Below are 20,469 nucleotides of genomic sequence, written 5' to 3'. Positions count from 1 at the left end.
CTGAACAAGAAAAATCTTATTACAATGCCCCTTTAAATTGTGAATTTAGTACTATGAATTTTAAAGGTAATGTATACAGAAAACTTTTTATTTTACAAGAAACATATTTACTCTAAAGAACGAATAAAAACCTCATCAAGACCAGTTACACTAGAAATTAAAGAAATATTGCAACCTTGAGCTAACATTTTTTTTGCTATTTCAACTTTTTCCTCAGCTTTTCCTCTAGCTTCACCAACTTGTAAGCCTTCAAGAATACCTAGCTCTTTTCCTTCTTGTTGCCAATGCTCTGCTAAACTTCTCATAAGCCTTGTTCCTATTTCTGGATTTAACTTTGTTGATAATAAATTCTCTAGTTTTATTTTATCAGCTTGCTCTATCTTCGTCAATGTATAATATAATATCATTTCTAAATAATCATATCCTATAGTTATTTTGGTTAATTCCGGCAGTATATCTGATATTTCTTGCCATCTCTTTAATAACTCCCTCTCATGTATATGCTTGAGAAAAAATTCTAATATCCCTGACCATATCCTTTGTTTAAACTCTTCATCAGGAATTTCATGGACATTCACTAACTGGTAATCATTAATCCATAATTCTTTTGCTAATTTGTTATTGGCAAATAAATCCCACAAATTCCTTGAAACATTGTATTTCGCCTGACTATTGTAAAATATCATTGGGTATACCAATGGTAAAGTCTTAGCTTTAGGATTTTGTATTAAATATCGCTCACAAATATTAATCATATATTTAAATAGCCTAAAAGCCATAAAATGATCTGCTTTTGATTGATGCTCGACAAGCAAAAATAAATATCCATCTTGTTTATCAAATTTGCATGAGAATAAAACATCAGAGATAGAATCTTTTAAAGAGCTTTCTACAAAAGTGGTGTTTTCCATTGCTAAACTAGGAAAATCTATTAAACTTTTAATATTTGGGGGCAAATGTGCATTAAAGAACTCATGGGCGACTAGAGGATTCTCGAGTGCCTTACGAAATATCTTATCATGCTTAGCTTTCTTCGTGCCTTTATCTGGATCACCAAGCAGGTTTCCTTGTTCACTCATATATTTACATTTTTTAACTTGATAAAATAGTATTACACTACACTCTAAACTCTTATTCCTTGACTAAGCTTTACCTCAGATGCTTTCTGTAACTCACTTTTTATCGTTTGACCTATTTCTGAGCTTGGACTTACATATTGCATTACTTGTTTATCTCTTCCTATGGCATTTAAGTAATCTTCAGGGACTAGATGGCTTTTGCCTTGAAAATCATATACTACTATATCAGAAAATCTTTTATAACCAAGATTATAATTAGGATCAAATTTATTCTTTATAATTTGTAAATCTTTCTGTATCTTCTGCTCTATTGCTGCGATGCAAATCTTGTTACTATATGCAGTACAAGAATCTATGCCTTTTGCCCTGTAGATTTGTAAGGCAGTATTGATATTTTCTGCTGTGCCAAACTGTGCTAAAGCTTTTATTTGCTGTTGCTGCAAATTATTTAGTCTATTATTATCGTTATTTACCATTTTTGAAAATAGTAATTCTATAGACTTAAATTGTGATTTTCTATCATCACTTGCTTTTAAGGATGACTGTTTAGTTACCTTAGTAGCTGCTGTTAATTTTATTATTTCAGGCTCTAGAAGATTTCTAATAGATTCTGCTCCTTGAGATTTTAGCACATCATTAAAATCTCCTGTCTCGAGTGGTCGTATTATTGCTACCGCTGCTCCTTTGCTAATTAATTCTTCTTGAGCCTTAATTACAGTATTAACTGATACTGCTTCTTTGCCATCGTTATCAGCAGCAATTATTATTCTCTCTCCTTTGATAGGCTCATAGTTCCTGATGTTACTTACACCTAAACTACAAAGAATTTTGCCTTTAATACCAGCTTCCCTAATACTTAAAGCCGTCTCTAACCCTTCTGCTATAATCGTTACATTACTTGCTGAATTATTGCCATCTTTACTGCTTTGTACGTTCTGCTGTTCATTATTTTTACTAATCTCAACAAAAGAACCTTTAATTTTTCCAAAAGAACGTTTATTAACCTCAATATCAGCTTTATTATTTGTGTCTTTGTTTAAATAAATTGATTGTCCACCGGTAATATTACCATCTGTATTTCTAGCAAAAGCAATTAATGCAGGATAATATTGTTTACTATTACTATCCCACATCATATCAGTTCTAAGATCATTACTTAGTTGGTATCTTGTTAATACTTCTTTAATTCCACGATGTTCTGATAAATATCTTTTTGCTACATTATTTGGCATGACATATTTTACAGAGTCTGATTTTTCATATAATCCTATAGCTCTCTTAATTTTTGCTATTTCATCATACTGCTCTTTTTGATCATTGGTTTTTACTTGTTTATTTTTGTTCAACTTCAGATTTGTTACTAAATCTTTACTGTTTGTTGACATACCAACCATATTTTGTAAATATTTCTTAGCTTCTACAAAATCACAATTTTTTTCTCTTTGTACTAAGGTAAATAAATCTCCTCCCTCGTCTTTACTAAAATCATACCAGATGCCAGCTTTACTGCCACCTATCTTCATCGCTATTTTACCATCTTTCTCCCAGCGGAGTAACTGGCTATTTGATAAATGCTTATTTGGACTTCCTAACAAATTTCTACCTATTTCTTCTGCTTTAAATGATAATTTTTGTTTTAATTCCAGTGCTTCTTGTTTATTAATAGAATTATAATTTATTTTATTCTTGGCCATAATATCCTCTTGTAACTTAACACTGATTGTTGTATCTTGTTTATTACAATTCTTGAGGTTATAAGAAGAGCGTGTCCGCTCTTCTTGGACTTTATGGCTTGTGGCAAGATTTGTGCTAGTACTTCCTAGGATCTCTGCTACTTTAGCAGGTGGCTCTAACTTCACTCTTAAGTGGTAATAGTTATCATTACTATGTAATCTATCCTTAATATCTTCTACTACCCCTTTAAACCAATTACCTACTTTATCTATAATATTAGGACTCTTATTTTCTTGATCTTGAATCGCTACTAATTCTTCTAAAGTTTTAAAATTAATGCTAGATAGCCTATTATCTATTTTGTTAAGTTGTGATATTAAACTTGCTATATTTCTTGTACTGTCCTTATTATAGTAGAGTTTTACCTCTTCTATGTGCCTCGTCATCGCTACATAAGAATTTCTGCTATTTCCTGCTAAATTATGTAATACATAGACATCTTTAATTGAGGCTCCTTGTGCTTTATACACTGTAGAAGCATAGCCATGTTTAAAGCTTACATCTTGAGGATTAAATTCTATTTCTTTCCCGCTATCTGTTCTAGCAACAAACTTATCGTTACTTACTGAAGTTATCGTTGCAAATTCACCATTTTCTATTTGTAAATCTTTATTAGTGACCTTAAACAAAATACGATCTCCTGCCATATAATCTCCGTGCTTTTCAGATGATAGATGGTGTCTATATTCTGTACCGGTAAGCAAGCCTTTAGATTTTAGTAACTCCCTGATCCCTTGATTAATACTATCGACTTCAACATTACGCATGGTAATTATTAAACGCTCGTTTAGAGCAAATTTGCTGTTACTCCAATCATTAATTAATCTTGCCATTGATTCTTCTAACGTATGATCAATCTTTAAACATTTATGCTGTGCAAGTAAACGTAGACCACCAGTAATATCTGATCTTGCAAAGCATGAAGCCATTTCTCTTGCCCATGCTTTACTCTGTCTTCTAATATCACTTAACTCATATGAGCCAAATTTACTAGCCAATACTGCAAACATTCCTCCTCGCTCAACGGAAGTGAGTTGTCTCTCATCTCCAGCAAGTATCAAATTACAATTATTATTCCTTGCTACTTTTAGTAATTCTAAATAATCACTATTACTTACCATTCCTGCTTCATCTACTACTAGCAGGCTATCTCTTGGTAGATCAGCTTTGCCATTATATAATTTAAATAAAAACCCTTTTACTGTATGACATTGCAGGTAACCTTTACTTTTAAGCTCCGATGCTGCTTTATGAGTAGGGCTAAGCCCTATAATATTTTGCCCATGATTGGTGGCAATTTTATAAGCTTCAGCAAGTACTTGCGACTTACCAGTGCCAGCTCTACCTTGTAAAATCCTAATCCCTTGATTATTAATTAAAATATGCTGCAAACTTTCTCTTTGTGCTTCATTAACACTTGCAAGATTATCAATAGCACTTTTAAGCTTAATAACGTTATTAAAATGAATCTGGCTATTTACCTTATCTGCTATTCTAAGTATCCTTAATTCTTCATCCCGTATCTCTTGAGTAGTATAGTATTTAGTATTCGTGCCATCTTCATTATATAGTTTTACCAGCCTATCTGAATTTAATACCTCCCTTATTAGTTTTTGCTTTTCTGCTTCTTCTTGAATCTCTTTTACTGCTTTTTCTATATCCAATTTAGTAAAAATAGCTTGATAACGAATAATACGATTTAATACTCCATCGCTATTCTTAACAATCTCAAGATGGGCTAGCTTACATATTTTATTTTGCTCTGCTATTTCATTGATAATACTTCTCATTCTAGTAGGGCCGACATGCTGCTGTGGCATAAAACTTATTGGGTCTACTCTGATTTCTAAACCTAACTTGGCAAAATATTTATTGATTACTTCTTTAGCTCTTGCATGAATAATTTTATCTTCGGGGATAATGAACGCTTTGCCCTTAACTTTGGCAAATTTAGGATTTAAATCTACTGCCTTAGCTCCTAACGTTTTACCGTCTTCTGCAAATCTTCTGGTAGTAACAAGCACATGGGCATGCCAATTCTTTTCTCCATCATGCGGCTGATGAATATCAATTTGAACTCCTAGACCATTTTTGACCCACCCCATCTCTTCGATAATTTTATGAGTAATGGCTATCCTATCATTTAAATCTAGTTCTTTATCATCAGGTAGAGCTATAACTACATCTTTTAATAATTGACTATTTTTTCTTGTCTCTAGACGTTCTACTTCATTCATCAAAACCCTTGGGTCTTTGAATTTGTGATCTACATAATTAGGTAATAATACTGCATGGTAAACATTATCGTCTTTTTTGCTAAAATTATAAGTAATGTTAATTATCTCATCTTTAATAATCAGCCTGGCATTATAGGCAGCTTTAAGGCAAGCATTGCCCCCAGAGCTTCTACTTACTATCTCTATCCTTGCAAACTGTATCGCCATGGTTTGTTAATATCAATCTTATTCAATCCATCATTGACATTACTATGCAATCTTAAAATCATCCACAGAAATCCAGAAACACATGAACCAGAAAGCAAAAATAAACCTTCAGGTTTATATATTGCGTCTTGCTTTGTTTTATGTCACAAAGCAAGAACCTCTCTATCTATTACTTTTCAATATAGTTTAATGAGCATTAACCATCTTTGCTTATTTCTATTGATCTTAGTTTGCTGGTTCGGTTAGGTATGGGGATATTTTGATTTTGAGTGACTTGCCTGTTTCACCACTATGCCGGACTTTGCAAGCTTAAAAGTTGTATCCAAACATTGATCTATTCAAGAAAAAAATGCAGAATTTCTGAGCACTTATCATTATGCAGTTGACTTCCATAATTTATTGATGATTCATGATGATTATAACAATCAAAAATGCAAATTATCTATATGGATAATGTCATAAAACGTAGACTAAAATTAGAACAAAAAAAAGCTCAAATTATTACTAAAGAAGCAAGACTTAAAATTCAAGAAAGAAAAGCTCGTACCCGTCGTTTAATTGAAATTGGCGGCTTAGTTGTTAAAGCTAAACTTGATGATTTACACACTAACAGCTTACTTGGTGCTTTTGTTTCTTTGAAAGAAGAATTAATACAACATCCGAGTATCCAAAATCAATGGACTAAAATCGGCAAAAATGCTTTCGATAACCCAAAACTATAATCTTTGCTGACTTTACTAAAGAAATTGGCAGAACTTATTAATCTATGTTGTTAGTAAGATACTAAAATTATAATTGTAATATTTTGTCTTGCTATATCTTATTCATTGCTTTTTAGAATAATTTTTGAGTAAAATTACCAACTGACCACCACTTTATTTTTGTCTTGATTTTTCATGTATGGACCTCCTGTAGAATGCAAGAAAAAAATAACGTCAGTCCATTATATCTTACATGAATCTACCGTCTTAAAAGTCAAGAGTAAATTCTTTATTATTTTTTAACATAGCATTTAAACAAATAATAATTTTTCTCATTACCGCCACTAGAGCAATTTTTGCAGACTTACAAGCAGCAATAAGACGATTATAAACTAATTTTATTTTTTCGTTATATCTAACTGCAACTAAAGCCACCATGTACAGTGCCTTTCTGACAAAGAATCTGCCCCCATTAATGTGTGCCTTCCCTGTCATTTTACCACTTTGAAAAGTCCTAGGAGCTACCCCAACCAAATTTGCAATTTGCTTGTGATTAAATTTTCCAAGCTCTGGTAATTCTATCAACAATACACTAGCTGTCTTTTGACCAACACCCTTATAGCTGGTTAATAAATTACTCTTGGATTTTAAAATTGGATCATCATTTATTATTTGTTCAATATCTTTTCTAACTCCAACAAGTTGTTTTGTAGTAAAATCAATTTGGTTTTGAAGATAAACTTTTGCTTTACCTTTAGTATGATCAAGTCTGCATTTATTAGCATGTAAATAATTTTCTAGATTATGTTCCATGGAACGTAGCTCTTTCAAATGTTGCTCTTGCTCAGATATGAATTCATCACCTTTTTCTTCTTCAGCAACAAACTTAGCATAATTTTCTAGTAAGATAGCATCTAGTTTATCAGTTTTTGCAAAATGACCTTTAGCTTTTGTAAAAACATGTACTTTATTTGGGTGAGCTCTGTGTACAGGTACGCCATATTCTTGTAGAATACGCATGGTGCTACTTTCATAACCTCCTGTAGATTCCAATACACATAGCACAACTTTGCAACCCATGATATACTTATTATAAAAAGTTGATAGGGCTTCCTTACTGTTAGCTATTTTATAGTGTTTACCTGCAATTGAGATATCAAGGGTTTCCTTAGAGACGTCTATTCCTATAAATATTTCTTTGTTATTCATTTTTATTCTCTTTTCTAATATGATTACCTTTACCTTAAGTATTTTTTACTTGATTGTAAATTCGATCTTTTCCGATCACACTACCGTTCGTATTTTACTTAAGTTCACCTGCAAGGAGGTACCTTAGATTCACTCGGTCTCTCTTAACCTATCACACGATCGGTATCACTCCTTGCTTTTACTCTACTTCTTTAAAGACTTATTTCAAGATACAATCTCACAACTTAACCAACCTACCGGCCCTCAGCCGGTAGTAGTTGATTAAAAGTATTACATCCAATAGGATCGTTTTCTTTTTGAGCACTATAATAGTTCTTAACACTATGGCTTATTTGCTTAGAATAATCAAAATTAAACGTTCCATTATTAAATGATTGTTCGTTTAGATTTCTAAACCAATATTTTATTTCTGCTTCTGTTGCATTTGCTAGTGGTACTGATGGAGATTTTTCAGGATATTGTGCTGTACTATGGCATGATAGGCATGAAGAGTTTTTATTATCTATGGGACCATTAAGTCTACCTAAATATCCTAAAGAGTTTGTAGATACATTAGGATTGATCCAACACTCTGATAGTTTTTTTCTATTCTCGTAACTTGATGTAAAATAATTAGGATCATTACCCCACGTAATACCTACTAATTTCATATTAAACCATGGGTTTTCATTATTCATAGTATTATCATAAATAAATGTACCTGCAACCCATCCTGTTTCCTTTGAACGCCTATCTTTAACTAAAAAGTCAATTTGAAATAATCTCAGTTGTTTAAATACTTTTGGCGTACCTTTGTTATTCTGATTAATATAACCAGTCCAGGTAATACTGTTTTTAAGAGTTGGGATATCTTCTGGTGCTGCCTCTGTAAATACTAATTTTGCACTAACTGTACCATCTAGGAATATACCTTTGGTAATATCGGGTTTGTTGATATCTCGCCATACCTGTCCATATGTGTAAGCTCCTTGCTCATTAATAATAGAGATTGCCCAATTTTGTATTATAGACTTTTGCTTACTATGTAACTCACCGGGTTTAAATGCTTTCTCTCTGGTTAAACCGTGTACAAATTCTCTACCATTAACCCCATAATGCATCCATGGTGCATGATACCAATTAGCAATCTTATTACAGTGCAAATCAAAATCACAGTTAATATTACCATTATATATATATTTTAACACTGTATAGCCATATTTTGATGGCTCCTCCTTAAATGATATGTTTTGCCACGGTTTTTCTGTATTATGAATTTTAGTTGGATAGTTAACCTTAATTTGAAAGATCCTATCGTTATAACCTAAAGGTATTTTATCACATGAAGATATCACTGTTGAATTAGCATGTGCAATAATATTATCAAATATAAAAAGTAATAGTATTATTATATAATAACCTTTGGTTCTATTATTACCTTTAAATTGTAATAATCTTTTCTTATAACTCATCACTATTAAGTAATACAGTAATACGTATTCATAATACTAAATCTAGGTTTTTGTTTAGGTAATTTCTACTTGCCCTAATAAATCAATGATGTCTTGAGCATCATCAACTTCTGGATGATTAGTACAATAGGATATTATTCTTTCTTTTATATCAGGCTCAATCTGCTCATTATATAAAGGCATGTTATATTTATGGAGCATCTTGTATATATATGGATGTAATATATATTGTTTTTCGTCAATGAAATAAACTGGTCTATGATATAATAAACTTTTGACAGCACTACTTAATCCCATATCTTCACATTTTTTTAGAATGTTTATTTTAGCATTTATATCTGCCTCTAATTTAGTATTAAACACAGCAAATTCATCTGAAATGCTTTTTATAAAATTTACTATTTGTTCTTGTGTATATGTTATACTATTATCGTTAATAATATGAGAAACCATACCAGGAGTACAGTTTATAGAGTTTATAAAGAAGATGCACTGATCTATATATTGTTCTAAACTTAGATCATTTATTATAGTAGAAAATGCTAATAAATTGTTATTATCTTCAAACACCACATTTTTAAATATATGAGTTAAATGTTTTGCATTTATCCAATTTTGATATAAAACATTCCTTAGCTCCCAGTAAGTATTTAATCCTATATATTCAAAATTAATATCAAGACATGCTATATGCGAATCTTGAAAATCTTTAATCATAGAATTCATGCCATCTTTTCCTAAATGCTGGGAAGTGAGAATAAGGTTTATCATTTGCGTGTTTTTGAGACCTGTAGCTAAAGCTTGTGCTCCATCTTTTCCTATACTTTTTTCATTCAAAACAAGATGTATGATTTGAGTGTCTTTCAGACATGCAGCTAGTGTTCTTATTCCTTCACTACCTATATTATTATAACTAAGATTAAGATATGCAATCTGAGTATCTTTTAAGCAGTTAGCTAAAATTTCTGCTCCTTTGTCTTTTATACTATTACCACCTAGATTAAGATCTATAATTTTACTATCTTTAAGAGATTCACCCAGAGTATGCACTTCTATATCGTCTATATCATTAGAACTAAGATCAAGATCCATAACTTTGCTACCTCTTAAACCTTGAACAAAGATTTGTGTGCTTTGGTCTTTTTTATAACTTCTTAAGGTAGCATAGAGGTGAAGGTGAGTGATTTGTGTATTTTTCAATCCTTTAGCTAAAGCCATTGCTCCTGCTTGATCTATACTATTTAAACCTAGATTAAGATTAGTAATCTGAGTATTTTCTAAAGATTCCGCCAAAGCTCTTATTCCTTCGTCTCCTATTAAACTTTTGTACAAGTTAAGATATTTAATTTTTGTATTTGGTAATACTACAGCTAATGCTTTAGCACCGTCATCCTCCATTCTACTCTTGCGAAGATTAAGAGACATAATATTAGTTTTATCCAAAACATTTGCTAAAGCCTTAGTTCCTTCTATCCCTATTCTATTATAACTAAGATCAAGGTTTGTAATTTGAGTATCTTTTAATCCTTCGGACAAAGCTATTGCTCCTTCTTCTCCCATCCTATTGTTATAAAAATTAAGTTCTGTAATTTTTGTATTCTTCAAGTCTTTAGCCAAAAATTTCATATCTTTGCTTGTAATACTTCTATTACAACTAAGATCAAGGTTTATAATTTGAGTACCTACTAGGTTTTCAGATATAACTTTTAATACTCCTCTACCAATAGAGCCTGCAAGACTAAGATGTGTAATATGAGTATGTTTTAAACTTCTAGCTAAGGTTTCAGATTCTTCATACCATATGTGATTGGAACTAAGCTTAAGATTTATAATTTTAGTATCCTGTATACCATGAATTAATGCTTGTACCCCCTCATTTCCTATATCATTATAATGAAGACCTAAATAGGTAAGTTGTGTACCTTTTAAATTTTGAGCCAAAATATGTATTCCGTGATCTCCTATGCGGTTACCACCAAGCTCAAGATTTGTAATTTGACTATTTTTTAAAGAATTAGCTAAGGTTATTGCTCCTGTTTGTCCTATTTTATTAGCACACAGATTCAGAATTGTAATTTCTGTATCCTTTAAAGAATTTGCTAAACTCTGCACTCCTTTTTGTTCTATATCATTAGATGTTAAATTAAGACTTATAATCTTACTACCCTTAAGACCAGAAGCTAACGCAACTGCTCCTGAATCTCCTATATGGTTATTGGACAAATCTAAGTGAGCAATTTGAGTATCTTTTAAAACTTGTGCTAAAAAAGGCATAATTTCTTTTTTCATTTTATAAGCATGCAAACTAAGATGTGTAATCTTAGTATTTTTTAATTTTTCAACTAGTGTAATTACTGCATCACCTATATTATCAAAGCCAAAATTCATATTAAGATGTGTAATTTTTGTATCCTTTAAACCTTCAGCAAATGCTTGTATCCCATCATTATCTATACTATTTTCAGAAAATTTCAGATGTGTAATTTGAGTGTCTTTTAACCCTTGTACTAGTGCTTCACCTCCTTCTTTTGTTATTCTATAATGACTAAGGATTAGAGAGGAAATGTGAGTATCTTTTAATTCTTTAATTAAGATTTCTGCTGTTTCCTTATTTATAATTTTATAAAACTTGCTATTTAATGATATAGATAACATAAAAACCCTTCAAATTTACGAACTCCTTTAGGAATAATAAGTGGTGCAAATTCTCCGTCCCGGTCTCCTTGGGACCTCTATGCTCAATTTACGACCTCCAGGATCTATTAAAGTCTTATCATAATGACCATTACGTCTGTTATATGAATCTTTTTCATTTTGAGAATGTTTCTCATAACCTATATGAGATTCCATCTCTTTTTCTGAAATCTTATTTACTATCTGCTTTTTAAATGCCTGAAATATTCCTTCTTTACCAAAGATTTCAGATGGATCACTTTGGGATAGTATTTCTGATACTAGTTTTTCTATAGTCGGATTTGATATCTTGCTCTTATTTTTCATATTAGCTCCATGTAAGTTGTTTATATTATTTTTATTCTTAACTATTTTTACAACTTACACAAACTCTCTGACACCTTCGACAGCACCTTCTATTGTAATAAATTTATTGACTGAGTTATCTTATGATCTTCACTATTTTAATTATTTACCAACATTTTATCCTGTAAGATTTCATAATTAAAGACTACTCGTAGGCAGTGTGCCTCTAATTGCTTAGCAATCTCGGGTATTTTTAAATAAGCAGCTAAAGCTAAAAATATTTGTAAAGTTTCAGATGTTGTTTGCCAAATCTTGTCAAGAGACTTAGCTCTGACTGTCTGCATATTATGCAGTCTATCAAATAGCTTAATTAATAATAAATCATCCTTCTTTTGCATATATAATATCTTCACCATTTCTACAGCACTAATCTTATGATCTTTCTTAATTCTGGTTAGATCCTCAACATAACAAGCTATTTTATCACCAAATGTTGCTGCTATCATTTCTTGAGTTAACTCTGTATCCTCAATGGTATCATGTAATATAGCAGTAACAATAATATCAGTTTGAAATGAGTAATCAGAAATCATATAGGCAACTTCTAAAGTATGAGTGTAAAATAATTCTCCAGTTTTGCGCTTTTGTCTACTGTGATATTTTTTGGCATAGTAAATAGCCTTAGTGACTTGATCAAAATCTATCTTATTTGTTGTATATTTATTTAGTAGTAAAAGTTTTTGTAATAATCTTTTACTATAATAACAATTTAAAGATTCTTCATATTTACAATTAACTTGATTTTTAACCATATCTTGTCATGCTTTACTCATTTCTTCAGTTTAGTTAACTGAACTAGTAATAGTCAATAATATTTTTACTATAGTAGATTACTTTTATAGATATTGAAGTAAAGTCTTGTAAATTTTACTTTACAAGACTTTACTGTTTATTGATTTTTAATAAATAGATATAGGTAATTTTACTGGTATATTACATGTAACAGTTGTACTCTTACCTTCTTCGCTTTCGACGTTAATATCTCCACGCATTTCATGGATAAGTCTTTTAACAAAGGTAAGTCCTAATTTAAATCCTTTATACCCAGTTGCAGAATCAAATTCAATATTCTTACCTCTAATATATTGCTGTATTTCTTCAGACATGCCAATACCTGTATCATGGATGATAAGTTGTAGTACCATCTCTGTATTATCTTCGTCTATAGTAGTAGGAAATAGATTGATGGTCACAATAACTTTGCCTTCTTCAGTAAATTTAACTGCATTAGCTACTAATTGTTCTAATATTGCCTTTATCCAGTAACTATCTCCAATAATAATCTTTGCTATATCGTACTGAAAATTACAAAAAAGATCTAAAYCCTTATCCTTAGCTTCTGGTATAATTTTATTAACAGTTTCATTTACTAATTGCTCTAGATCGAAAGCTTGTAGATCTATGGGAACTAATTTAGTACCTTGTTGCTGCAGCAAATTAACCAGATTATGAGAATAATCTAATAGTCCCCTAGCACAATCTATGACAATATTAGATAAGGAATTCTTCTTATTAGAATCTGTTTCTACTCCATAAAGTGTAAGTAGCTCAGAGAGAATTTCATTACATGATATATCTAATTTATTGCTAATATTTTTAATTAAATCTATCTTAAATATATTAGATTCTTTTAGTTCATGCTTTGCCTGTTGTAATTCTTGCTCTAATTCTTGATGTTTGTCTGTAAAACTGTATTTGGGATCAGATGGCATTAATGTGACAGATATAGGAGATAATTGCAATATCCAAGCTTGCTGCAGAGTATTTTTAACGTTATTATTATCTTTTTGTTGATTTGTATTATTAATTATCATAACATCTCCTTGCTGTTGTAAGTTAAAAAAACAGCTCAGAGGTTAAAGTGTTAGAATGTTGAAGTCTTGAATTTAACCTCTGAACTAGAGCTGCAGTCATGTCAGCTCTTAACAAGGACAGATATCACCACAATTCTGTGAAGTACAGAGGATTTAAGAGCTTTTTTGACAGATTTTTATACAATTGGGCAAACAGCTGCATAAATGAGACATAGCTAAATTTTATTATTTGTTAGCTCAACTCTTTAATTTATTAAATCTAAATCCAAAGTAGCATTAATTATGCTACAAAAACTATCAAAAATTCCTTTAAATATGGTATTTTGCTAGCATTTAAGCCTACTTTATACTATAATTATAGTATAAATATTTTAATAATAATTTCATGTCAGTAAACAACTCAAACAAAACACAACCATTTCTACAATGGGTTGGCGGTAAAAGAAAAATAGTTGATCAATTAATTAAGTTTTTTCCATCAACACTAAATAACTACTATGAACCATTTCTTGGTGGTGGGGCTTTATTTTTTCAAGTTAGAGATAAATTTAAACATTGCTTCCTATCTGATATTAATCTCGAGCTAGTAACTAGCTATAACGCAACTAAAGAACCCTCAGCTATAAGCTGAGGGGTTATAAAGTGGAATCGATTAGAAATCGATCATCATTCACAGGTTCACCTTCCTGTTCATCAATATAGTGCTGTATCATTTCATCAGTTATATTACCTGAACTGACCGCCATATAGCCCCTAGCCCACAAATGATTGCCCCAAAATTGTTTTCTTAAATGAGCAAATTCTTGCAATAAAATTCTTGAGCTACTACCTTTTAAATACTGTACTAACTTGCTAAGAGATATTTGTGATTTATATGAGATAAACATATGCACGTGATCACATGATATTTTCCCTGAAATTATATATACTTCATGTTCCATACAAATCTGCCTTAGTAAATCTCTAGCCCTTTCCGCTACTTTGCCTATCAATACTCTCTTCCTATATTTTGGTATCCATATAAGATGTACTTTTAAATCATACTGACTATGACTATTCTTTCTATAACTTCTCATGTTTCTTGATATAAATTCATTGCTAAAGCAATTTCATTATATCTTCCCTTCGCCTGAAGGCGAGGGATTTCTTATCCCCGAAGGGGGACATTAAGAAGAATCCAGATAAGGTCAGTAAACTATTAGACTCTCATAAAGAAAAACATTCTAAAGAGCATTATTACCAAGTTAGAAGTAATAATGACAGTAATGACCCAGCGAAGATTACTGCAAGGTTTATCTATCTTAATAGATATTCATTTAAAGGCATTTACCGGATTAATATTGATGGCAAACCAGCTCAAACTTTCTCCGGTAGGAATTATAGTAAATCTGATATTGCCTCTAGATTAAAACAATGTAGTCAGCTTTTAGCTGGTACATACATTTATGCAATGGATTTTTCTTTTATTGAACCGCAAAAAAATGATTTTGTTTATTTTGATCCTCCTTATCATAAATCAGGTGAGAAGTTTTATACCAGATTACCCTTTGATGAAAATGAGCAAACTAGACTTAAAGATTTTGCTACAGAACTCAATGATAAAAATGTTAAAATAATGATTTCTAATAGTGATACTCCCTTTATTAGAAACTTATACAAGAATTTTAATATTAGTATTATTAAAGTTAAATATTCCATGCCTGAACACAATAAAATATCTGATGAAGTAGTTATTACAAATTATCAATTACCACAATAGCTTAGTTATATTCAAACTTGATTAATTCAAAGCAATAATCTTGACTCTTAAAAGCTTCTTCTAGATCTTGCATATGACGATTCCTAACATAATAATCATTAAAAGCTGATATTGATTTGAGGATTACCTTTTTATTGACTATATCTTCCTCTACCACTACTAATTTAGTTAATACACCAAAATCAATATATTAGTTATAACGTTCAATAAGAAATTTCCGTGCCCTGTACCATATTGAATTAGGATTTAATTGCTTGCTAAGCTGCAATAGATAATTTTGTTTTTCATCTTTAGTATTATTATGCTTTGCTTCAAGCTCAGTAAATTGTATGATTTGCAACTGCCCAATACTATTGCCATAGATCATTCGTACTTGCTGCAATATTTTATCTTGGCTATGTTCTGAAAGAAGCATATTTTTAAGCAATTTTATTTGATACCTATTATCTACTACCCCAATAAAGCAGCAAGAGTTTAATAATTCATAGGCAGTATCAGGATCAAAACTACCAACTATTTTACGTTTTAGCTGAGCTTGTTTGTTAGTATTAAGGCTACTTTCTATCTTATCTAGATATCGCTCTTTAACTTTGTTTATATCGCTAGATTTAAACTGAAACTGCTGACAATTAGCTTGAGTAGTTTCTCTCAGTTCATGAGCTAAAGCTTTAGCCATGTAATTTAAAAACACTTTTTTATGACCAAAATGATGTTCTGGGTATTGTTCTGCTAGTTTCAATAAGAGCTTGTTAATAAAAGTAAGATTAAATTCTCGATTTGATTTTACCTGTAATAAATCGGCCTCTTCTTGAGTTAAGGGATGGAAATCTGTTAATTTTTTTCTTTTGAACCAGCTTTTATGATTAACGGCATTAATTGCTGCATTATTGCTATTTGATGTTGTAGAGTCATATTTTTTAGAGATTTTATTAATAACTGTTTGTAGTACAGTGTTAATTTGCGTACTACCTGGTATGCTATCAGTGCTAGATACACTGATATTATCGCCTTGTTGTTCATTGTGTACTGGTTTTATGCTATTACATTGTGAATTTGCTTCAAATTTTTGTTGTTGCAACTGATTTTTTGCATTTTGACTGCATTTATCTTTTTCATTGTGCAAAATTGTAGATTCACTATATCTAGATTTATTAGATATATTTTTATTATTATCTATATATATAGAGTGGGCGAAACTTTTTTTGGGTTGACCTGAAATTTCTTTCGGGTTGGGACGAAAACTTTTTCGTGTAGGTAGTATTAAAATTTTTTTCGTTTTTACCTAAAGATTTATGATTATAAGGCTGGAAATCTTTTGCTAATTTCACACAGGGAGTATTACGACATTTTATACCGTATCTAATTATTGTTGTAGTAGAGAGATAGATAAAGCCAGCTTGTTGTAATTCAAGTAGACATTGTCTAATTCTTCGTTGACAAACTCCTAAATGTTCTTGAAAGAAATGATAGGTTTCATTAAGTTCATCAATGCTATTATTATGATAGATTTGCAAGCGAAAGACTATGAGAGATAGAAGCTGCCTTGCAGTTTTACTTAATATTTTCCCATTATGAGATGAGAGATTACTCCATTCAGGAGGGATAAAATTGCCAACAAAATTATAGTAGATAGCGGAGCCATTATCGCTATTATCAATATTTACCTTACTAGAGGTGGAAAAAGAGGAGAATATATTATGCATAATATTCTCCTGAATGTCAGTTATAGGAGAGATTTTGCAGCAATTATAACTCTGACGATGCAAACACAAAGGAGAATATAGGAAGCATATAAATTTTTTAATAATAATTATAAATTGTAGAAACGTTGAAGATATAATGGTGGGCGATAGAGGATTCGAACCTCTGACCTTTACGATGTCAACGTAATGCTCTAACCAACTGAGCTAATCACCCTTAGAGGTGTCTGTAACGTAATTTTAACTGATAATTAAAGAACTTTTATAGTGAAAATTAATAAGTTTTTTGCTAGAATAGCTAGTTACTATTTCAAAAAAACTTATAATTTGTAGCAAAAAAGAACTTAATTAGCTTTAAAACTATTTTATAGATAGCCTATTATAATTTTAAATTCTATATTTATTGCATAATGTACTAGATTTCAAGCTTTATTTCCATTATTTATAATATTTTATTATTTAGTCTATAATTTTATGAATTTTATGGTGGATTTAAAAACTAAAGCCTGTGATATTTCTCAAAATTTTACTATTTCTCTTGATGGTCCTGCTGCTTCAGGTAAGGGGACTATCGGTTTAATACTGGCAAAGAAATTTTCTCTTAAATATTTTCAGTCAAGTATTGTTTATAGGCAGCTTGCTTTTGACTGTATTAGTCAAAAAATAGATATCACTGATATAGACGCAGTAATTGCTTTATCTAAAGAATTAAAGCTCGATAATACTAGACATCTTTCCAAAGTCGCTTATAGAGAGGAATTTAAAGGAGACACGGAACGCAGCACCGCAGCGTACACAAGAGATCGCGCAGATGCGAGTCTAGGCTCGACTTATAAATTACCCCTAGAAGTAGAGTTTGGGAAGATGTCTAACCTTGACTTAGAGAATGAGAATATAGGAGATATAGCATCGCAAATTGCTGTAATAAGTGAAGTTAGAAATAATTTAAACAAATACCTGATTAATCTAGTAAAAACAACGCCTAGAATCATTATGGAGGGTAGGGATATAGGTACTGTTGTTGCACCTGACGCCGATTTAAAGATTTTTATAACCGCAAATCCTCAAATTAGGGCTGAAAGACGATATAAACAGTTGCAAGCAAAAGGAAAAACATGTATACTCGATGAGATTTTACGGCAAATAATTTTGCGAGATAAAAGAGATAAAGAGCGAAAAGCTGCACCGTTATTACCAGCTTCAGATGCTTTAATTATCGATACTTCAGAGCTTTCGGCAATGGAAGTCGTAGAAGAAGTAACAAATTACATAAAGAATAAAATAACTTGAAAGTAGCCAGTCTTGTTGCCTGGCTCAAAAAACTTATCTGTCACCCCGTGGCTTGACCACGGGGTCTAGCTTAAAATACTAATTGGTATTTTAAATTGTTTTTTTGGATACCGTGGTCAAGCAACGGTATGACATTTTGAGTACTTTTGGGTCCATGCAACAAACTTCATACAACTTTCAAAGTGCTAGGTTATTTTATTCAATTTTATTAACCTTTTAAAAAAATTTATTAGTTTAGGTTCTATGAACATTTTTAATTGATTTGCTATTTTGAGGTATTTTTTAGCGAAAATTAATAAGATTTTTGCCAGAATAGTTATTCATATTTCAAAAAAATCTTATAATTTGCAGCAAAAAATAACCAAAATTAAATCTTTTTAGAAATGTTCATAGAACCTAGGGCACTTTAGCTAATATTACGAGAAAAATATGCCAATAAAACTAAAACAACGATTTGTTCCACAACTTGCAACAATTAATCACGAATTTGAAGAAGATTTTTCTAAAATGCTTGAAACCGTTGATACAAGTCATATAAAAGAAAAAACGGTAGTTAAAGGTCAAGTAATCGAAATAAAAAACGATATGATTATTGTTGACGTTGGATTAAAAAATGAAGGTAGAATACCTAAGTCTGAATTTTTAGCTTTACCTGAAGTTGGGGACGTAGTTGAAGTTTTCATCGAGAAAATTGAAGGACGTAACGGCAGAACGATATTGAGCCGTGAAAAAGCAGTTAAAGAAGAATTATGGGGACAACTAGAAATCATGTGTTCCAAGGGCGAATTTGTCGACGGTACGATTTTCGGTCGTGTGAAAGGAGGCTTTACCGTGGATTTATCCGGTGTAGTAGCATTCTTACCGGGAAGCCAAGTTGACGTTAGACCTATTAAAGATCCTACTTCTATAATGAATATCAAGCAACCGTTTAAAATTTTAAGCATGGATAAAAAGCTTGGTAATATAGTAGTTTCAAGAAGAGCTATCTTAGAAGAATCACGTTCCGAAGCTAGAGATGAGATGCTATCTAAAATTAAAGAAGGCATGGTGTTAGAAGGAACTGTAAAAAACATTACTGATTACGGTGCATTTATCGATCTTGGAAGTGTTGACGGTTTATTACATTTAACCGATATTTCTTGGGGAAGAGTTAACCATCCTTCAGAAATGTTAGAATTTAACCAAAAGGTTAAAGTAATGGTTATTAAGTTTGATGAAAAAACCAAAAGAATATCACTTGGTATAAAACAACTTGATTCTAACCCATGGGAAGCAATTAAAGAAGAGTTCCCGGTCGGCAAAAAAATGACGGGTAAAGTTACAAATTTTGCTGATTACGGCGTATTTATAGAGTTAAAAGACGGGCTAGAAGGACTTGTTCATTCAAGCGAAATTAGTTGGTTAAAATCTAATCAGAATCCTAGAAAAACGCTAACTATCGGTCAGGAAGTAGAGTTCGTAGTTTTAGAGGTTGATACCGAAAAGCATCGTGTTTCTTTAAGTATTAAACAATGCCAAGAAAATCCTTTAATAAAGTTCGCTGAAAATAATCCTGTTGGTACTGTAATTAAAGCACCGATTAGAAATATTACGGATTTCAGTATTTTTGTTGCACTCGGTAATAATATGGACGGCATGATTCATGAAAGTGATATTAGCTGGGAAGATAAAGGAACGGATCTATTAAAATCATACAAAAAAGGTGACGAAATAGAATGCAAAGTTCTAGCCATTAATATTGAAAAAGAACAAGTTAGTTTAGGTATAAAACAATTGTCGCCGAATCCATATCAAGAAATCAGTGATGAATATAAAAAAGGCACAATAGTTAAAGCCCTTATAACAGAAGTTAAAGATGATGGACTCGAAGTATTATTAAACAATAAAGTAGCAGGTTTTATTAAAAGAACTGAACTATCGGATGAAAAAGACGAGCAGAAGCCTGAAATGTTTAAAATAGACGAAGAAATAGAAGCAAAAGTTGTTTCTATCGAGAAATCAACCGGTAGAATTTTATTATCGGTAAAAGCTCATAAAATAGCAGAACGTCAAAAAGCTCTCAAAGAATATGGTTCTAGTGATAATACTACCAATATGGGAGATATACTTGCTAATGCTTTAGAAGATAAGAAGTAATAATCTATAAGTCATTGCGAGGAGAAACTGTAAGTTTCGACGAAGCAATCTCAGGAGTTCTATGCTACTTCATGAGATTGCCACGTCGGTTCTCGCAATGACGAAAAGCTATT

Annotated in this window: 14 protein-coding genes, 1 tRNA gene and 2 pseudogenes; 5 read left to right on the top strand and 12 right to left on the bottom strand. The window is 31.3% G+C overall.

Features of this window, described 5'->3' with window-relative positions:
* Positions 1-107 precede the first annotated feature (107 nt).
* Positions 108-1,079 carry an Rpn family recombination-promoting nuclease/putative transposase gene (locus REIS_RS06850; RefSeq protein ID WP_008580541.1) on the bottom strand — a complete coding sequence of 324 codons (972 nt, stop codon included), beginning with the start codon at positions 1,077-1,079 and terminating at the stop codon, positions 108-110.
* 44 nt (positions 1,080-1,123) lie between these two features.
* The gene (locus tag REIS_RS06845) at positions 1,124-5,257 is read right to left on the bottom strand and encodes an AAA family ATPase (RefSeq protein ID WP_008580539.1); all 4,134 of its coding nucleotides are present in this window, start codon (positions 5,255-5,257) and stop codon (positions 1,124-1,126) included.
* A gap of 446 nt (positions 5,258-5,703) precedes the next feature.
* Between REIS_RS06845 and REIS_RS06840 the strand changes: the two genes are divergently transcribed.
* The gene (locus REIS_RS06840) at positions 5,704-5,979 is read left to right on the top strand and encodes a conjugal transfer protein TraD (protein WP_179943706.1); all 276 of its coding nucleotides are present in this window, start codon (positions 5,704-5,706) and stop codon (positions 5,977-5,979) included.
* A gap of 246 nt (positions 5,980-6,225) precedes the next feature.
* Here REIS_RS06840 and REIS_RS06835 read toward each other — a convergent pair whose 3' ends face one another.
* From REIS_RS06835 to REIS_RS06805, 6 genes are all read right to left on the bottom strand, one after another.
* Positions 6,226-7,167: an IS110 family transposase gene (locus REIS_RS06835; RefSeq protein WP_008580536.1), complete on the bottom strand. Its 942-nt coding sequence runs from the start codon at positions 7,165-7,167 to the stop codon at positions 6,226-6,228.
* Between the two features lie 233 nt (positions 7,168-7,400).
* Positions 7,401-8,621 carry a hypothetical protein gene (locus REIS_RS06830; protein ID WP_160142976.1) on the bottom strand — a complete coding sequence of 407 codons (1,221 nt, stop codon included), beginning with the start codon at positions 8,619-8,621 and terminating at the stop codon, positions 7,401-7,403.
* A 51-nt stretch (positions 8,622-8,672) separates the two neighbouring features.
* On the bottom strand, positions 8,673-11,273 hold the full coding sequence (locus tag REIS_RS06825) for a hypothetical protein (protein ID WP_008580531.1): 2,601 nt from the start codon (positions 11,271-11,273) through the stop codon (positions 8,673-8,675).
* Positions 11,274-11,300: 27 nt separating this feature from the next.
* A complete protein-coding gene (locus tag REIS_RS13020) occupies positions 11,301-11,618 on the bottom strand; it encodes a transposase (RefSeq protein ID WP_008580529.1) in 318 nt (105 codons plus the stop codon).
* A gap of 137 nt (positions 11,619-11,755) precedes the next feature.
* A complete protein-coding gene (locus tag REIS_RS06810; RefSeq protein ID WP_008580528.1) occupies positions 11,756-12,409 on the bottom strand; it encodes an HD domain-containing protein in 654 nt (217 codons plus the stop codon).
* 147 nt (positions 12,410-12,556) lie between these two features.
* The gene (locus REIS_RS06805) at positions 12,557-13,471 is read right to left on the bottom strand and encodes a sensor histidine kinase (RefSeq protein WP_008580526.1); all 915 of its coding nucleotides are present in this window, start codon (positions 13,469-13,471) and stop codon (positions 12,557-12,559) included.
* Positions 13,472-13,856: 385 nt separating this feature from the next.
* On the opposite strand from REIS_RS06805, the pseudogene REIS_RS06800 reads away from it, so the two are divergent.
* Positions 13,857-14,099 (top strand): annotated as a pseudogene (locus REIS_RS06800) (DNA adenine methylase); the annotation flags it as partial.
* 7 nt (positions 14,100-14,106) lie between these two features.
* On the opposite strand, the gene tnpA reads toward REIS_RS06800, so the two are convergent.
* A complete protein-coding gene (tnpA, locus tag REIS_RS06795; RefSeq protein ID WP_008579210.1) occupies positions 14,107-14,547 on the bottom strand; it encodes an IS200/IS605 family transposase in 441 nt (146 codons plus the stop codon).
* 89 nt (positions 14,548-14,636) lie between these two features.
* On the opposite strand from tnpA, the pseudogene REIS_RS06790 reads away from it, so the two are divergent.
* Positions 14,637-15,230: pseudogene (locus REIS_RS06790) on the top strand (DNA adenine methylase); the annotation flags it as partial.
* 190 nt (positions 15,231-15,420) lie between these two features.
* On the opposite strand, the gene REIS_RS15860 reads toward REIS_RS06790, so the two are convergent.
* The 3 genes from REIS_RS15860 to REIS_RS06780 form a co-directional block, all read right to left on the bottom strand.
* Positions 15,421-16,353, bottom strand: a complete 933-nt coding sequence (locus tag REIS_RS15860; RefSeq protein ID WP_008580517.1) for a hypothetical protein — start codon at positions 16,351-16,353, stop codon at positions 15,421-15,423.
* Between the two features lie 46 nt (positions 16,354-16,399).
* Positions 16,400-16,933 (bottom strand): hypothetical protein, encoded by a 534-nt coding sequence (locus REIS_RS15855; RefSeq protein WP_008580515.1) that lies wholly within the window; start codon positions 16,931-16,933, stop codon positions 16,400-16,402.
* A gap of 137 nt (positions 16,934-17,070) precedes the next feature.
* Positions 17,071-17,147, bottom strand: a tRNA-Val gene (locus tag REIS_RS06780).
* Positions 17,148-17,413: 266 nt separating this feature from the next.
* Between REIS_RS06780 and REIS_RS06775 the strand changes: the two genes are divergently transcribed.
* Positions 17,414-18,220 (top strand): (d)CMP kinase, encoded by an 807-nt coding sequence (locus REIS_RS06775; RefSeq protein WP_037214310.1) that lies wholly within the window; start codon positions 17,414-17,416, stop codon positions 18,218-18,220.
* Between the two features lie 429 nt (positions 18,221-18,649).
* Complete coding sequence (locus tag REIS_RS06770) at positions 18,650-20,356, top strand: 30S ribosomal protein S1 (protein WP_008580511.1); 1,707 nt, start codon at positions 18,650-18,652, stop codon at positions 20,354-20,356.
* Positions 20,357-20,469: the final 113 nt, after the last annotated feature.

The sequence above is a fragment of the Rickettsia endosymbiont of Ixodes scapularis genome (assembly GCF_000160735.1).
Classification (GTDB): Bacteria; Pseudomonadota; Alphaproteobacteria; order Rickettsiales; family Rickettsiaceae; genus Rickettsia; species Rickettsia tamurae.
Note: the sequence above shows the minus strand (reverse complement) of the source record. Positions and strands in the feature narration are given on the sequence as shown.

What these genes read in the sequence shown, in the direction of transcription:
- REIS_RS06840 (WP_179943706.1), top strand. Translation starts at nt 5,704, where the DNA reads ATGGATAATGTCATAAAACGTAGACTAAAATTAGAACAAAAAAAAGCT.
- REIS_RS06810 (WP_008580528.1), bottom strand. Translation starts at nt 12,409, where the DNA reads ATGGTTAAAAATCAAGTTAATTGTAAATATGAAGAATCTTTAAATTGT.
- REIS_RS06775 (WP_037214310.1), top strand. Translation starts at nt 17,414, where the DNA reads ATGGTGGATTTAAAAACTAAAGCCTGTGATATTTCTCAAAATTTTACT.
- REIS_RS06825 (WP_008580531.1), bottom strand. Translation starts at nt 11,273, where the DNA reads ATGTTATCTATATCATTAAATAGCAAGTTTTATAAAATTATAAATAAG.
- REIS_RS13020 (WP_008580529.1), bottom strand. Translation starts at nt 11,618, where the DNA reads ATGAAAAATAAGAGCAAGATATCAAATCCGACTATAGAAAAACTAGTA.
- tnpA (WP_008579210.1), bottom strand. Translation starts at nt 14,547, where the DNA reads ATGAGAAGTTATAGAAAGAATAGTCATAGTCAGTATGATTTAAAAGTA.
- REIS_RS15855 (WP_008580515.1), bottom strand. Translation starts at nt 16,933, where the DNA reads ATGCATAATATATTCTCCTCTTTTTCCACCTCTAGTAAGGTAAATATT.
- REIS_RS06770 (WP_008580511.1), top strand. Translation starts at nt 18,650, where the DNA reads ATGCCAATAAAACTAAAACAACGATTTGTTCCACAACTTGCAACAATT.
- REIS_RS06845 (WP_008580539.1), bottom strand. Translation starts at nt 5,257, where the DNA reads ATGGCGATACAGTTTGCAAGGATAGAGATAGTAAGTAGAAGCTCTGGG.
- REIS_RS06850 (WP_008580541.1), bottom strand. Translation starts at nt 1,079, where the DNA reads ATGAGTGAACAAGGAAACCTGCTTGGTGATCCAGATAAAGGCACGAAG.
- REIS_RS06835 (WP_008580536.1), bottom strand. Translation starts at nt 7,167, where the DNA reads ATGAATAACAAAGAAATATTTATAGGAATAGACGTCTCTAAGGAAACC.